At 39.5% G+C, this 16,197-nt stretch carries 13 protein-coding genes; 3 read left to right on the forward strand and 10 right to left on the reverse strand.

The features are described from left to right. Positions 1–6 precede the first annotated feature (6 nt). The 5 genes from KUV80_RS06880 to KUV80_RS06900 form a co-directional block, all read right to left on the reverse strand. On the reverse strand, positions 7–1,029 hold the full coding sequence (locus tag KUV80_RS06880) for a LacI family DNA-binding transcriptional regulator (protein ID WP_222461910.1): 1,023 nt from the start codon (positions 1,027–1,029) through the stop codon (positions 7–9). 127 nt (positions 1,030–1,156) lie between these two features. Beyond that, on the reverse strand, positions 1,157–2,683 hold the full coding sequence (locus KUV80_RS06885; RefSeq protein WP_222461911.1) for an alpha-amylase family glycosyl hydrolase: 1,527 nt from the start codon (positions 2,681–2,683) through the stop codon (positions 1,157–1,159). Positions 2,684–2,710: 27 nt separating this feature from the next. Then, entirely contained in the window at positions 2,711–3,547 is an 837-nt protein-coding gene (locus tag KUV80_RS06890; protein ID WP_222461912.1) for a sugar ABC transporter permease, read from the reverse strand. A gap of 1 nt (position 3,548) precedes the next feature. Further along, entirely contained in the window at positions 3,549–4,811 is a 1,263-nt protein-coding gene (locus KUV80_RS06895; RefSeq protein WP_222461913.1) for a sugar ABC transporter permease, read from the reverse strand. A gap of 155 nt (positions 4,812–4,966) precedes the next feature. Next, positions 4,967–6,232 (reverse strand): extracellular solute-binding protein, encoded by a 1,266-nt coding sequence (locus KUV80_RS06900; RefSeq protein ID WP_222461914.1) that lies wholly within the window; start codon positions 6,230–6,232, stop codon positions 4,967–4,969. A gap of 325 nt (positions 6,233–6,557) precedes the next feature. Here KUV80_RS06900 and KUV80_RS06905 point away from each other — a divergent pair, with 325 nt between their 5' ends. Together KUV80_RS06905 and KUV80_RS06910 are read left to right on the forward strand one after the other, a co-directional pair. Beyond that, positions 6,558–8,282, forward strand: coding sequence for a glycoside hydrolase family 13 protein (locus KUV80_RS06905; RefSeq protein ID WP_222461915.1), 1,725 nt, complete (start codon positions 6,558–6,560; stop codon positions 8,280–8,282). Positions 8,283–8,387: 105 nt separating this feature from the next. Beyond that, positions 8,388–9,743 (forward strand): MATE family efflux transporter, encoded by a 1,356-nt coding sequence (locus KUV80_RS06910; protein WP_222461916.1) that lies wholly within the window; start codon positions 8,388–8,390, stop codon positions 9,741–9,743. 48 nt (positions 9,744–9,791) lie between these two features. On the opposite strand, the gene asnB is transcribed toward KUV80_RS06910, so the two are convergent. Continuing rightward, positions 9,792–11,639: an asparagine synthase (glutamine-hydrolyzing) gene (gene asnB, locus KUV80_RS06915; protein ID WP_222461917.1), complete on the reverse strand. Its 1,848-nt coding sequence runs from the start codon at positions 11,637–11,639 to the stop codon at positions 9,792–9,794. A gap of 158 nt (positions 11,640–11,797) precedes the next feature. Here asnB and KUV80_RS06920 point away from each other — a divergent pair, with 158 nt between their 5' ends. Then, the gene (locus tag KUV80_RS06920; RefSeq protein ID WP_222461918.1) at positions 11,798–12,886 is read left to right on the forward strand and encodes an AI-2E family transporter; all 1,089 of its coding nucleotides are present in this window, start codon (positions 11,798–11,800) and stop codon (positions 12,884–12,886) included. Between the two features lie 204 nt (positions 12,887–13,090). On the opposite strand, the gene KUV80_RS06925 is transcribed toward KUV80_RS06920, so the two are convergent. From KUV80_RS06925 to KUV80_RS06940, 4 genes are read right to left on the reverse strand one after another with little or no spacing between them, the layout of a single operon-like run. Beyond that, complete coding sequence (locus KUV80_RS06925) at positions 13,091–13,627, reverse strand: 1,2-dihydroxy-3-keto-5-methylthiopentene dioxygenase (protein ID WP_222461919.1); 537 nt, start codon at positions 13,625–13,627, stop codon at positions 13,091–13,093. Further along, positions 13,605–14,282 (reverse strand): methylthioribulose 1-phosphate dehydratase, encoded by a 678-nt coding sequence (locus tag KUV80_RS06930; protein ID WP_222461920.1) that lies wholly within the window; start codon positions 14,280–14,282, stop codon positions 13,605–13,607. The genes KUV80_RS06925 and KUV80_RS06930 overlap by 23 nt, the downstream gene beginning before the upstream one ends. Continuing rightward, positions 14,279–14,947: a 2-hydroxy-3-keto-5-methylthiopentenyl-1-phosphate phosphatase gene (locus tag KUV80_RS06935; RefSeq protein ID WP_222461921.1), complete on the reverse strand. Its 669-nt coding sequence runs from the start codon at positions 14,945–14,947 to the stop codon at positions 14,279–14,281. Before KUV80_RS06935 ends, KUV80_RS06930 begins: the two co-directional genes overlap by 4 nt. Then, positions 14,944–16,185, reverse strand: coding sequence for a 2,3-diketo-5-methylthiopentyl-1-phosphate enolase (locus tag KUV80_RS06940; RefSeq protein ID WP_222461922.1), 1,242 nt, complete (start codon positions 16,183–16,185; stop codon positions 14,944–14,946). Before KUV80_RS06940 ends, KUV80_RS06935 begins: the two co-directional genes overlap by 4 nt. Between the last annotated feature and the right edge of the window lie 12 nt (positions 16,186–16,197).

The raw sequence follows: 16,197 nt of genomic DNA on the forward strand, positions 1-16,197 counted from the left end.
AAATGGTTATTTTACGTTTTTACAAGATTGGCGCTCAATTAGTTCAAAAGGAACGGCAACTCGTTTAGCGGGCTTACCTGGCGACTGGATACACTCCAATAAACCTTTCGCAGCTTCATATCCTAATTGGAAGATATTAATGTCTACTGATGTTAACGAAGGAGAAGAAAGCTCTGACAACATCACATTATTAAAGCTTAATAATGATATGTCCTCAGGCACACTTAACCCTAGTTCATTCAATGTGCTTAAAACACCAAACGACATAAGATCATCCATCACGAGTAAAGCAGATGGCGGGTTTTCGAGAGCCAATAACTCTTTTACTGCTTCTTGACCGCCTTCTTTTAAGAACTCTTCGTGGACGATATATTCATCTTTATAGGATAGACCTGCATTCCGAATCGCTTTCTCGTAACCTAGCAAACGATCAATCGTAACAACGAGGTTTAGATTACCACCGACAAACCCAATTCTTTCATGACCGAGTGACAATAGATACTCTGTCATCTCCTGTGCGGCCTTAAAGTTGTCATTATCGATATGCGTTATGGAGTCTGCGTTCTTAAACGGCTTTCCGATCACAGTAAAAGGAAAGCTTTGTTCTTGCAAGTAACACATGATTCGATCATCTACACGAGAGTACAGCATAACAATACCGTCAACCCGGCGTCCTTGTACCATACGGACTACACCTTCAAAGATTTCATCTTCCGTATTCCCGGTAGACATATAAAGAGCATATTCCTGCTCATGAGCCATCGTACTGATCCCTCTTATTACTTCAGGAAAGAAAGGGTTTTGGAACGCTTTATCTGCAGAACTCGGCATGACAAGTCCAATTGCCTGAGTTGATCGGTTTGCTAGACTTCTTGCATTAAAGTTTGGATGATAGCCAAGGTACTCCATCGCTTCTTTTACTTTCCGTTTCGTTTTTTCTGATATGCGAGGATTGTTGGCGATGACCCTGGATACCGTTGAGGGAGCAACATCTGCTAATTTTGCTACATCTTTTATTGTCACTGACATTTTTAAGAGTCCTCCTTTCACTAAAGCTCTGTTAACCTATCTGTATACGCTTTCAGAATCCAAGACTAATTGTATAAAATCAGAAACAAAAAAGATATATCTAATTTTTCTCTATCAGCAATGAAATTTATGAACGTTTTCTTTTCTGATAGATAAAGATGGACAAAGTTCCAAGGAAAAGAATAACGATACCCATACTTATTGAAAGCATTATATTTCCATTGTTTTCCTTCAAAAGAAAAACGTGAGCAGTCTCTGCTTCGATCTCTATTTTCACGTTGTTGTTTTGCGCTTTTATTTCCTCTTTGTTCAGGATGTTCACAAGCTTGTGTTTTTTAAGGTCATTATCTGATAACGAAATCGTGAAATCACTTTTTTCGTTATTATAGACAATGTACATCGTTTCGTCTTTGTATGTTCTCTTGAATACAGCTTTTGCATCTTTTTCATACACCATTTCATAATTTCCGCGTCTTAATGCGGGGTGTTTTTTTCTTAGTTCACCAAGTTTTGCCGTATATGCTTCCATCTTATTGTTTTGATCAAATTCCATCATTCGGCGATTATCAGGATCTTTTGCACCGTCCATCATATGTTCCGTTCCTTGATATATGATCGGAATTCCAGGTGCTGTATAGAGATACATAAGTGCCATCTTTAATCTTTTTTCAGGATTTTCCTGTTTCAACAAAGCTTCACGAACAAATCGAATATTATCATGATTGTCGATAAAGTTACCTAACGTATACGGATCTTCATAATAATAGTTGTTTCTTTCCCATACCGAATAGAGTTCTGAAAGCGATTGTCCACTCTCTTTAAATATCCGAACCATTTCATTAAATAAAGGATAGTCTACGAATGACTCAATTCCTGACTTATTGTACGCTGCAATGTACCTTGGATCGTTATGCCACACTTCACCGATTAAATAAAAATCAGACTTCTTTTCTTTTACTACATTAGAAAGTTCGTTCCAAAAATCTTTAGGTACATGTTTCACGGTATCTAAACGATAGCCATCAATATCCGTTTCTTTTATCCAAAATGCTGCAACATCCAGTAAATATCTCCTTGTTGCTGGATGTTCTGTATTAAGATCTGGCAGTCCAGCCAGCCACCCATTCTCAACATTTTGCTGGTTATCCCAATTGGTGATTTCTTCTTGAGGATGAAACCAATCCTCTTTATTTCCGTCAACTAACCAAGGATGCTGATATCCTGTGTGATTGACGACAAGGTCCAAAATCACTTTAATGTCACGATCATGCGCTTCTCTTACAAGAAGCTTCAATTCTTCTTTCGTTCCAAAATGTTCTTCTGTTTCATAAAAATCCTCGGTCCAATATCCGTGGTAGCCCTTTTGCTCATTCTTCACAACTGGCGTCAACCAAATAGCCGTTATTCCAAGTTTTTTAAGGTAATCTAGTTTTTGTATGATACCTTTGAAGTCACCGCCATGGTAGGCAGATGGATCACTTGTATTCACATCATAATCATTGGTTTTATCTCCGTTGTGAAACCGATCTATCATAATAAAATAGATGATTTCATCTTGCCATGACCGCTCTTCCTTTTTTTCTGCAAGCGCTTTATTTTGCACAGATAAAAAAAGAAGAAACGACATAGCCAAGAAAATCATTCTTTTGCCCATCGCCGTTCCTCCTTGTTTGCTTTGCGTTTAACCTTTTGTTCCGCCAGCTGTTAATCCTGAGATGAAATAACGCTGCAGAGATAAGAACAACAGACCGATCGGAATTGCAACTAATACAGAGCCTGCCGCAAAAAGTGTAAAGTTGTTGCCAAATTTGTTTGAGATCATGTTAAACAGTCCAACTGCCAAAGTTTGTTTTTCATCTGAGCTGATAAGGATGGATGCTAAGATAAAATCTGCAAACGGTGAAATGAAACTGAATAACGCAATAACCGCTAAGATTGGCTTAGACAGCGGCAAAATGATCTGCCAGAAGATACGGAAGTGGCCAGCACCATCAATGCGTGCGGATTCATCCAGTTCTTTCGGAATCGTGTCATAATAATTTTTTGCCAAATAGGTGTTCATTGGAATTAATCCACCGACATAAACAAGGATTAATGCAAGATGTGTATCTAATAATCCAATTTGATACGTAAGGATATAGATGGCTAGTATCGCAACGAACTGTGGAATCATCTGAAGAATCAAGAACAATAACAAGCCATTTTTGCGGCCGATAAACTTATATCTTGAGAAGGCATAAGCAGTAAGGCCAATAAAGATAACCGATAGCACCATTGTAATAAAACAGATTTTAAGGGTGTTCCAGTACCACGTTAAATATTCTGTTTCTGCAAAGAGCTTTTTGTAGTGATCCAGTGTCGCATTTTCAGGAATGATCGTAGAACTCGATAAGCTATTACCGGGATTAAACGAAGAACCGACTACCCATAAGATGGGATAGATCACAACAGCAATTGCACCTGATAAAATAAGATATGACAGAGTTAAACGGATCCTTTTTGCTGTTTTTATACTCATATTAAATCATTCCTTCATCCTTAAATGATTTGGTTTTTCTGAAATTATAAAGAGCTACGGAAACGATGATAATTGATAACATAACTGTAACGGCAGCCGCCTTGCTGTATTGTGCAGAAGTCATCGTTAAGTTGTAGATCCAGGAAATCAAGATATCAGTTCCACCTGCATTTTGATCTGGCACTGCAGGTCCACCGTTGTTGAATAAGTAAATGACGTTAAAGTTATTAAAGTTAAACGTATATTGCGTAATCATGATAGGTGCCGTTGTAAATAAGATCATTGGCAAAGTTATCTTTCTGAACTTATCCCAGTTTGTCGCTCCATCTACTGTTGCAGCTTCATAAAGTTCACCAGGAATGGATTGAAGCACACCCGTTGTCATCGCCATGATGAACGGGAAACCGAGCCAGGATTGAATCATGATCAGTGCGATCTTTGTGTAAAAAGGATCAGTCATCCAAGGTATGGAATCGATTCCAACTGCTCCTAAAATATCTTTATTAATGGCTCCGAACGTATCATTAAACAATCCTGAGAAAATGAGAATCGATACGAAAGCCGGTACTGCCCAAGGAAGAATTAATAATGTTCGTATAAAGCCTTTAAATTTCAAATCTTTTTGGTTAAGAATAACAGCAAGGAATATTCCTATGCCAATCTGTAAAGTTGTTGCTGTAAATGTCCAAATTATCGTCCAAGCAAATACAGATATGAAAGTTTCACGCCAAATGTCAAGGGTGAACATTTCGATAAACGTTTTAAATCCAACCCAATCTACTAGTTTGTTAGGCGGTGAATTATATAGGTTGTAGTTCGTAAAAGATAGTAGAAGCATAAACACGATTGGAAAAATAACGACGAATACCAATAATAGAAATCCAGGTCCAACCATTAAATAAGGAAACCCTTTATCGATTACGTTGTGATATTGCTCACGAAGTGTATTTAGCTGTAACCCCATATCACGCTTCTTACCATTTTGGTAGGCGTCATATAAATTCAATGCATAAAATGCTAGCCCGATTGCTACTACAATGATTGAAATAACACCGTTCACTAGTAAGAAAATAGAATGATCACGAGGAACTTCAGTACCTAAAGTTACAAGTCCCCATAACCCAATATTTAAAAAATCCAGAAACGCAATAAAATAACATACTGCAAGGAATAAAAAACCAAATCCTTTTACCCATTGTTTATTATAAAATTGCCCGATTCCTGGAATGATGGACAGCAGAGCTGCCGTCTTACGATGTGTCATTACAGGGTTCTCCTCTCTTTTGCTCACCTATTATTGTAATATGTTCGAAAGAATTCAGGACCCATTTTAAGCGAAACCTTTCCAACACACACAATAAGTGAGAGAAAGCAGTACCCGCGACGTCTGGGTACCGCTTTCCTCTTATTGCTGTTTAATTATTTGCTGTGGTTTGCTTTGATGTTGTCTTGAATGGTTTTAACAGCACTCTCTAACGCTGCTTTTGGCTTAGATTTTCCAGTTGCAGATAGTTGAAGTGAGTTCGCAGCTGGCGCCCATACTTCTGCCATCTCAGGGATGTTTGGCATTGGAACACCACGTTCTGATTGAACTGCTACAGCTTTAGCTGCTTCGTTGTCTGCAATGATTGGGTCCTCCATAAGAGAAACTACTGGAGGGATTTCTGCTGTTTTTTCATAACGAACTTTCGCGCTTTCTTCGTTCGTAAGGAATTCAACAAGCTTTGTAGCCCATTCTTGGTTTTCAGAGAAAGCACTTACGTTGTAAGCTTTAACACCGATGAACGTTTTTACATACTCCCCGTTTGGAAGTTTAGGCATTGGTGCAACACCGATATCAATTCCAGCATCTTTGTAACCTTGGAAAGACCAAGGGCCATTCATAACAGATGCCGCTTTTCCTTCAGTGAACAATCCGTCGATTGTAGAACCAGCTTTTTCACCGATGATACCTTTCGGGAACAAACCGTCGTTGTACCAGCTAGTGATATATTCTAAACCTTCAACAGCACCTTCGTTAGCTAGTCCAACATCAGCTGGATCTAGAGTACCGTTGTCATCTTTAAATACATATCCACCAAATCCAGAAAGAACTCCGTGTGCGAAGTAGAAATCAGTCCAGTTTGCAAGGTAGCCATAATCAGCTCCACCTTTGTCACCTTTAGAGAAAGCCATAAGATCTTCTAAAGACTCAGGTGCTTTTTCCATAAGCTTTTTATTGTAGATGAATACAGGAGTTTCAGTAGACTTTGGAAGTCCATAAAGGTTCCCATCATATGTTAATGCATTAATTGATGATTCTGTATAAAGTTTTGTTACATCATCAGCTACTTTAATTGGTGAGATTAGTCCTTCAATTGCTAAAGGTCCAATTCGGTCATGTGGAGTTGTGATTACATCTGGTCCTTTTTTAGCTGGTCCATCAAGACGTAATTTCTCTTGTTGATCAAGCATCGGAATTTCTTTCAGCTCAACTTTGATGCCATACTTCTCTTCGAACTTCTTGACAGCATCCTTTGTTCCAACACCTTTTTCTTGGTCTTCCCAAATGACTAGCTTTTCTGGCTTATCGCTAGAAGCTTCTTTCTTTCCGCCAGTAGAACCGCTTTCTTCTTGCGGTCCGCAAGCAGCTAGAGCACTTGCAGCAAGAGCAAAAGTTAAAGGCAATGCTAATAACTTTTTCATGAATGTACCCCCCATTTGATATATAAAATTCAAAGCATACAAACGTTTGCACAACCTAGCAAAAAAATAGAATCATGTTTGATTATGTGGTTTTGCCGTTTATGAAAACGATTGCATTACCTGCTCAATTTCATTATACATCGGCATTAAATTATTACAATAGTTTTTTATTTTTTTTTGAATTCGCTTTCATTTTTTCTTGATTCTTGTATACTATAAGTAGTAACAAAGTGAAGGCAATGTACATGTATTCGGGTACAACCTAGGTATTTTATAGGTTGTGCCCTTTTTTTATGTTTTTTAAGAGAAGGGAGAAAATACACATATGATAAAAGAAGCGATTTACCACAGACCAGGCAACAATTATGCGTATGCTTATGATGAAAAAACACTTCATATCCGCCTACGAACGAAAAAAGGAGATGCTGACAAAGTAACTCTCATTTATGGAGATCCTTATGACTGGACAGAAGACGGTTGGCAAACTTCGACCGCACCAATGACCTTAAGCGGATCTGATGAATGGTTTGATTATTATTTTATTGAAATCCAACCCCCTCACCGACGTTTACGGTATGGGTTTGAGATTGCTAACAAAGATGAGGTATTGACGTATACGGAAAAAGGGTTTTATGAAGAAGCGCCTTTTGACGATACCGCTTATTATTTTTGTTTTCCTTTTTTAAATGCGATCGATATTTTTCGCGCCCCATCTTGGGTGAAGGATACGGTTTGGTATCAAATTTTCCCTGAGCGTTTTGCAAATGGAGACATAAGCAACGACCCTCTAGGCACTCTTCCTTGGGCTAGTGAAGAACCGAAACCAAATAATTTTTTTGGCGGTGATTTTCAAGGTGTGATCGACCATATAGACCATCTTGTTAAACTAGGTGTTACCGGCATCTACTTTACCCCTATCTTTAAAGCAAAATCGAACCATAAATATGATACAATCGATTATTTGGAGATCGATCCACAGTTTGGGGATAAAGATACATTTAAGAAACTCGTTAAGATCTGCCACGAAAATGGCATTAAAGTGATGCTTGACGCTGTATTCAATCATAGTGGCTTCTTCTTTGAACCTTTTCAAGATGTGTTGAAGAATGAAGAGCATTCTCGCTTCAAAAACTGGTTTCATCTTAACGAGTTCCCAATCCAAACAGAACCGCGTCCAAATTATGATACGTTTGCTTTTGAAAAATCCATGCCAAAGCTGAACACAGAAAATCCTGAAGTAAGGGAATATTTGCTAAAAGTCGCTCGTTATTGGATCGAAGAATTTAATGTGGATGGCTGGAGACTTGACGTGGCAAATGAAGTCGACCACTCCTTTTGGAGAGAATTTAGGACTGCTGTAAAATCGGTAAAGCCTGATGCGTATATATTAGGAGAAATCTGGCATGATTCCATGAATTGGCTGCAAGGTGATCAATTTGATGCGGTAATGAACTATCCTTTCACGAATGCTGTTCTTGATTTTGTCGCAACAGAATCCATTGATGCAAAAGTATTCGCAGAAAAACTGACAGCCGTTATGCAAATGTATCCAGAGAACGTGAATGAAGTGGCTTTCAATCTTCTCGGGTCACACGATACAGCTCGCGTTTTAACATTATGTGATGACAACAAAGATAAATTAAAACTTCTTTACTTATTGATGCTGACATTTAAAGGAACACCTTGTATTTATTATGGAGATGAAATTGGAATGTCTGGCGGACGTGATCCTGGCTGCAGAAAGTGCATGGAATGGGATGAATCCAAACAAGACATAGAATTGTTTGAGCATATTCAAACACTTCTTTCACTTCGAAAAAAGCACAAAGTATTAGCTAACGAAGGAGAGATGCGTTTTATTTCTGCAGAAGGAAAAGTACTTCTCTACGAAAGATCTTCATATGATGAGAGCATCCTCATTTTATTAAATGCTGGGGGAAAAGTTGAGAAACATTTATTCACTATTCCTGAGGATTATGAATTGCTCTTCGGTCAAGAGCATTCTCATTCTCTTCCGCCATACGGTTTTGGCGTCTATAGAAAAAGATAAATCCTATCCTCTTACTGTAAAAAGTAAGGGGATTTTATTTCATGTGCTCCTTTTTACTGCTACAATAGGAAAATATTCAAAAAGTATAGATGGAGAGGGATATACATGAAAGGAAAAAACGTCGCCAAGCTTTCCCTTTTTGCCATTACGTGGCCCATTTTTATAGAAATTATGCTTCATATGCTGATGGGAAACGCAGATACACTTATGCTTAGTCAGTATTCAGATCACTCTGTAGCAGCAGTTGGTCTCACCAACCAGCTCCTTTCCATCGTCATCGTAATGTTCGGTTTTGTTGCTACCGGCGCCTCAGTAGTCATCGCTCAGGCGATTGGTGCCAAGCTAGATCATACGGCAGCCCAAGTTGCTGTGGTAGCCATTGTCGCTAACTTGTTATTTGGATTGCTTTTAAGTGGTACGTTATTTGTGTGGGGAGATGTTTTCTTAACTTGGATGAACACCCCTCCTGAACTAATGAAAGAAGCTTCAAGTTATTTACTCATAGTAGGCGGTTTTTCTTTCATTCAGTCTGTGATCATGACGATCGGTGCCGCGATCAGAAGTTATGGATTTACGAAGGATGCGATGTACGTCACGATTGGCATGAACATCTTAAATGTTATTGGAAATTATTTATTCATCTTTGGAGCATTCGGCTTTCCTGTCCTAGGAGTAGAAGGCGTTGCAATCTCTACAACTGTCAGCCGGTTTCTAGGGTTGTTCGTTATTCTTTATTTGTTGCTTAAACGCTCATCTATCCCGCTTCCATTTCGTGACTCGTTAAAATTGTTTCCTCTTCATATTAAGAGCGTGTTAAAGATCGGACTTCCGTCTGCAGGAGAACATCTGTCTTATAGCGGTTCACAGATGGTAATTACGTTCTTTATTACTTTATTGGGCACAACAGCGCTAACTACAAAAGTTTATACCTTTAACATCATGATGTTTATCTTTCTTTTCGCTGTCGCAATCGGTCAAGGTACCCAGATCTTAATCGGACATTTAATCGGTGCGAAGTCATACGATCGAGCTTATAAGACTTGTCTTAAAAGCCAAACGTACGCCATGATTATCAGTTTCTTGATGGCCGGAGTTGCGTCACTTTTCGCAAAACCGCTTCTATCCATTTTTACAGATAATCCTGAGATTATTAAAGAAGGAACGCTTCTTTTATACCTCACACTGCTGCTTGAACCTGGGCGTTCATTCAACCTGGTTATCATCTCAAGTCTGCGGGCAGCTGGTGATGTGAAGTTTCCTGTCGTGATGGGTGTTCTATCAATGTGGGGTGTTAGTGTGCCTCTTGCGTATTTGCTTGGCATCACATTCGACCTAGGCTTAGCGGGAATATGGCTTGCTTTTACAGCAGATGAATGGCTGCGCGGCCTTTTTATGCTATGGAGATGGCGCAAGCGAAAATGGCAAAATAAATATATCATTCAAAACGAAGCAACCGCATAACAGACAAAAACCGGAGAACGAATCGTACTCCGGTTTTTATTATATTTTCTAATCCAAAATATTTACGTTATAGTCTGTAAGCCAGCTATCGATTTGGGCTAGATGCGCCATAAGCTGAGGACCTGTCATGAGTTGACCAAACCATGGTTCCTTAAAGGTTTCTCCATTCGTATCAATGATGCTTTGCACCTTTTTACGGTTCAATATTTCAAAAAGTGGTGAGTTTTTCTTTTTCACAATAGCTTGCAGCCAGTCTTTTACACCATTTGTGTATTCAGGATGGAATGTTTTCGGATAGGGACTTTTTTTGCGATACAGCACATCGTCAGGCAGAACCCCTTTTAATGCCTTTCTGAGTATTCCCTTCTCTCTGCCGTCATACATCTTCATTTCCCAAGGGATATTCCAAGCATATTCTACGATTCTATGATCAGCGAACGGCACCCTTACTTCTAGACTCGCCCCCATACTCATACGGTCTTTCCGATCAAGAAGTGTTGTCATAAACCATAGCATATTTAAGTAGAAGATTTCCCTGCGTCTTGCTTCTATTCGTGTTTCTCCAAACAAAACAGGTGTTTCACTTACCGTTTCTTCGTATCTTTGCTGAACATAGGATGCAAGATTCAGCTTATTGGCCCACGAATCTTGTAAAAGGTTTTGTCTAGCTTCTGTTGAGCGCATCCACGGAAACATGTCTCGGTTCATAAGCTCTTCTTTATGAAACCATGGGTATCCTCCGAAGATCTCATCCGCACATTCCCCTGACAAAGCTACAGTAGATTGCGGTTTGATCTGACGACAGAACCAGAGTAGCGATGAATCCACATCAGCCATACCCGGTAAATCACGAACTGTAACTGCTTCACGTAAATGATTGATTAATAGCTCGTTATCAATCACACAACGATGATGAACTGAACCTGTTGCCTCAACCATCTTTTCAATCCAATGCTCATCAGAATTAGGCTGATAAACGCTCGCCTTAAAGTACTTTTCATTGTCGATATAATCAACACTGAACGTATGCAGTTCACCCTTATTTTCTTCTTGGAAATAGTTCGCCGCAATTGCCGTTATCGCGCTTGAATCAAGTCCACCTGATAGAAACGTACAAACGGGTACATCTGCCACTAACTGGCGTGTTACGGCGTCTTTTACTAGATTGCCGACATTTTCAATCGTTTCTTCCAATGAATCTTGATGTGGTCTGCTCTCGACATTCCAATACCGCCAAATTTTAAGCCCGTTTTTCGTGTAGGTTGCTGCATGTGCAGGACGAAGTTCATTTATTCCCTTATATACCCCGTTGCCAGGCGTCCTTGAAGGACCAAGTCCAAACACTTCTTGAAGCCCTTCCCGATCAATCTCAGCTTTTATATCCGGATGAGCCAAAATTGACTTTATTTCTGATCCAAAGAGAAACATTCCTCCTCTTTCAGAATAAAAGAAGGGTTTCACTCCTAATCGATCTCTGGCCACAAACAAGCTTTCTTTTTCTTCATCCCATATTCCGAATGCAAAGATTCCGTTAAACTTTTCGATGCATGCTTCTCCCCACTCCATATAAGCAAGCAGCAAAACCTCTGTATCAGAATGCCCTTCAAACATATATCCTTTTTGAAACAGCTCTTTTCTAATTTCTTCTGTGTTATATAACTCACCGTTATAACAGAGCGTGTAAGTGAAGTCGTTTTTTCTTCTGCTCATCGGCTGAGCCCCGCCTGCGATATCCACTACCGCTAATCGTGCATGACCAAAACCAGCATGAGCGGTACTCCAGACATTTAGAGCGTCAGGTCCTCTTTTGGATAAAGAAGTTGCCATTTTCAATAAAACATTTTTTTCGTTGATGAGGTTACGATTCCAATCTGCCCAACCGGTTATTCCGCACATTGGTTTCATCCTTTCTCTTCAAACTGCAAGTATTTTACGTATGCCCAATACTTAAGCATATGCTTTCGTCCTTGTACGGGTGTTAACGATTTATTGTGCAAGTTCTTCCATTTTGTATATAATGAATGTATATTTCAGAGGATAAAGGTGATAAACGAATGCCACAGTCGAAGTTTTTCCGTATTGGTTACGGATTGCTCCTCATTTTTCTTATTATTTGGGTTGGAACAAAGATTGACTTTATTTTTAGACCGCTTGTTGTTCTCGTTCAGACCTTGTTTTTCCCATTCTTATTAGGCGGTGTTTTGTACTATTTATTCAGACCCGTAGTCCAGTTTCTACATAAGCGGAAGGTTCCAAAGATGTTATCCATCTTGCTCATATATTTACTGGCAATCGGATTGTTCGTTCTCTTGTTTTATTCCATCGGACCCGTTTTACAAAGACAGGTCAGCAATCTTATCGAAAACACGCCAGCCTTGATTGATGCCATTCGCTCGAAATTGAATGATCTTCAACAGAATGAGTGGGTGAATCGCTTCCAGGAAAGTGAACAGTTTGATGTTAAGGAGATTTCGGAAAAAGTTACGGCTTATCTCTCTAATAGTGTAGAGACGATTGGAACGAACATCGCTAACTTTATTGGAATCATTACAAACATTATTATGATTTTTGTTACGGTTCCGTTCATTTTGTATTACATGCTAAAAGAAGGCGAAAAAGCTCCTCAGATGGTGTTGCAAACACTGCCTGAAAAACAGCGTAATAATGGAACAAAGATTTTAAAAGATATGGATATCGCGCTAAGCTCTTATATTCAAGGTCAAATTCTAGTCAGTGTATGTGTAGGTACAATGCTGTACATCGGGTATTTAATCATTGGAATCGAATATTCACTGATCTTAGCCATTATCGCGATGTTTACGAATGTGATTCCGTTTCTTGGTCCGATTATTGGGGTTGTGCCAGCACTTATCGTTGCAGTCGTTGACTCACCTGCTATGGTTATAAAAGTGCTGATTGTCATGGTAATTGCCCAACAGATTGAAGGGAATGTTATCTCCCCGCAAGTTATGGGTAAAAAGCTGGACATCCATCCGCTTACCATCATTTCGCTCTTACTTGTTGCAGGCAGTCTAGGAGGATTGCTTGGCTTGATCTTAGCTGTACCGGTATATGCCGTGTTAAAAGTAATCGTACTCCACACGTACAGACTGATTAACTTACGAAAAGATCGAAAACATTAGAGAATAAGAAGAGCACCGATAAGGATCGGTGCTCTTTTTTGTTGGAAGGATGTTTGTATTCGGACCGCTCGTAAATCTCTCGGACCGCTCGTTCAGCGAGGATAAATCCCGCTGAACGAGCTTCAGTATTACTCCACGTCCACGCTTCCTATCTATATCAAAAAAACAAACCATTTTCGCTAAAAATGGTTTGTTTTAATAGAGTTATTTCGCTTCTTGCGGCTGATTTTCGTAAATTGGTACCCAGCCTTCTTTTGATTTAAAGATTCGAACGGCTACTACTTTTCTATCTTCTTGAAGGGTGAAATAATGACGATAATTTTCCGGGACCGATATAAGATCACCAGGCTCAAGTTCTACATCGAAAAACCTTCCGTTCGGTCCTTCTATCGCAAAGATGCCATGACCTGAAACGATGAACCGCACTTCATCGTCAGTATGGTGATGCTCGGCTAAAAAGTTTTTTAACAGTTCATCCAAGTTCGGTGTGTCTTCAGATAACGAGATCACGTCTTCTGTTACGTAGCCTCTTCTAAGTGAGATATCATCGATTTCACTTCGGAAGGTTTGAATGATTTCTTCTTTATTTTCATCAGTCAGCGCAAAATTTTCTCGAAGATGTTTCGGAAGCTTTTTGATGTCCCATTTTTCATAGATGACTTCCTGACTGTTTAAATAGAGTTCTACTTCATGTTGATTTTCAATTCTTTCGTTATTGTCATGAAATCTTAATTGTGCCATTTTTAACGCCTCCAAATGAGATTGTTTTTTGGTTTCTGTTTAAAAAGAGAAGGGTTTGCAGCTTTAAATGATAAGAGAAAAGAAACTCAAAGGCTTCAAGATGCTTTTTTGCTTCAAAAGCGTTTCTTCCCCACACGGTTATTCCGTGGTTACGGATAAGAACCGCTTTCGTATCAGCTTTTATACCATTTGCTACCGCCTTTGATAGCTTAGTCAGATCTGCATAGTTTTCTACAATGGGCACCGTGATGCTGCCATCTTCTTCCCAGATTCCAAACGCTTTGATCAGCTCTTGTTGTTTAAACGTGATCTCTCCTTCATTTGCATACAGTTCTGATATGAGGTTGTTGTCGACTGTATGTACGTGAAGACAGCAGCCAGCATCTGTTAACCGATACACTTCACAATGAATGCTTGTTTCAGCTGATGCTTTAAGCCCCGTTTGTTCAATCGGATTCCCTATCCCATCAACAAGCAAAAAATCTTCTGACGTACGCTTCGTTTTATCTTTCCCGCTTGCAGATATAAAAAAGGTAAGTGGATCATCTGTAACTTTAATAGACACATTTCCACTCGTTCCCGGAAACCAGTCCCTTCTAGCGAGTTCGTCTTTCACATCGGCCAGTTCATTCCAGCGTTGTTCTTTTGCCGTCAACTTTTTACCTCCTCTTTTTTGAGAGCTTGAATGACATCAAAAAATGTTTCAAAAGGTGTATATGGAATTCGGTTTTCCTCGCATTTTTCAATCAAGTAATCTCTTGCAAACACCATATCAGCTAGTTTTGACGCTTGAAGGTCTGTGATTGAATCACCGATTACAATTTTTTTGTGTTCTGGAAATTGAGATTCTAGTCTGCGAATAACAGAAGGTTTACAGCATCCGCAATCCTTATGACATTTTTTATCACATAGATGAGGCCATGTGATACGAATATGAGTTCCGCTAAAATCACTTGAATTACAGATGATTTGATCTGTACGTAATTTCTTCTCAAGTACAGGATAAACAAAGAAATCGATTCCGCCACTCACGACATAAAGCGGTATATTTTCTGTTTTTGTATAATGAATAAACTCCTGAAAACCTTCTCGTATTTTAGAACGGGTTAAGACAAACTGAATGATTTCCTCTTTTTGGCTAGAAGAAATTTTTGAAAACAAATTTCCTACTCCTTCTCGAATCGAGATGGTCTCGTTTAATATTTCGGTTACGATAGCCTGCCACCCGTCAGGTGCAAATTCTTCCATAATGGCTACGATGTTATCTTTCTCTGTTACAGTCCCATCAAAGTCACAGAAAATTACAGGACGATGAGTCATGTAACAGGCACCCCTCCCCATAGATGTAACGCTTTTTGAAGCTCCGGATGTTGTTTTGCGTACTCTTCCAAATTCTCGCCTTTTACAGAAGCATTGATGGCTTGGCGAAAAGCACGAGCCCCGCCCGAGGCACCTTCTGGATGGCCATGAATTCCTCCACCCGCATTTATGACACTATCTAGACCAAAATCATGATATAAGACAGGGGTTAATCCTGGATGAATTCCAGCTGATGGTACTGGAAAAGCTTTTTTTAGACATATATCGGCTGTAGTTAAGGATTCAGCAATGCTCATTGCTTCATTCTTTTCCAAGGCGACACTTCCATACGGAGACGGAAACAAGACGAGATCTGCACCAGCATAGCGCAACAGTTTTCCTAGTAAGACTGAATAGCTGATTCCATAAAGAGAAGATGAACCTATTGCTCCAGACAGTGCTGGATGGGCCATGATTGGCAGCGGAATGTTTTTGTCTTCTGCCAGCTCCTGAAGAACGTCTGGACCGTATGCCAAAACATTAAACAATAAGGCGTTTGCACCTAAATCAGCAGCTCTTTTTGCTTTATCTCTTAACTCGCTTGTTCTCCCCGTTAAGTTAACGGCGTAAAGTGTTTTTTCTCCCGTTTCGCTTTCCGCTTGTCTCAGAACGTCTTTTGCTGTTTTAATTCGTTCTTCAAATGGAGTTAGCGGATTATCAAAGAGGATCTCATCATCTTTTACTAGATCCACACCGCCAATTGCTTGTTCAAATAACTGTTTTTTGAAAAAAGAGAGATCTTTTCCAAGCACCCCTTTAAAAATGCTCATTACAAGAGGACGATCGTATACTCCCAGGATATCGCGTATTCCAGAGATTCCGTATTTTGGACCTGGAAACTGTTGCTCAAGCTGTTTATCAAACTCTAAATCTACAAGTTTAATCTCCCCATCTAATGACAGTTTTCCAAACACCGTCGTTAAGATAGCTGGCAGATCATTTGAAAAGTTAGCGCTTGGATAGGAGATTTTTAGCAATCCCTTCGTTCTTCTGCTGCCTAGGAATTGATTAGCTGATTCGTCATTATTCAAGACGGTCACACTTTCTACCACAGCTTTATGTTTTTTTAGCTGCTCTTGCTCTAATTGAGGAAGATTCGTCCATGATCCTACCGTCAGACCGAGTGCAATTCCCTCCGCTTTTTTCTCAAGATCTCCTTTGTTGTCATGCACCAAATAAGTCGCTGTTACTTTCCCCATGTTGTTTAATCT

Source organism: Fictibacillus nanhaiensis (assembly GCF_019801215.1).
Classification (GTDB): Bacteria; Bacillota; Bacilli; order Bacillales; family Fictibacillaceae; genus Fictibacillus; species Fictibacillus nanhaiensis_C.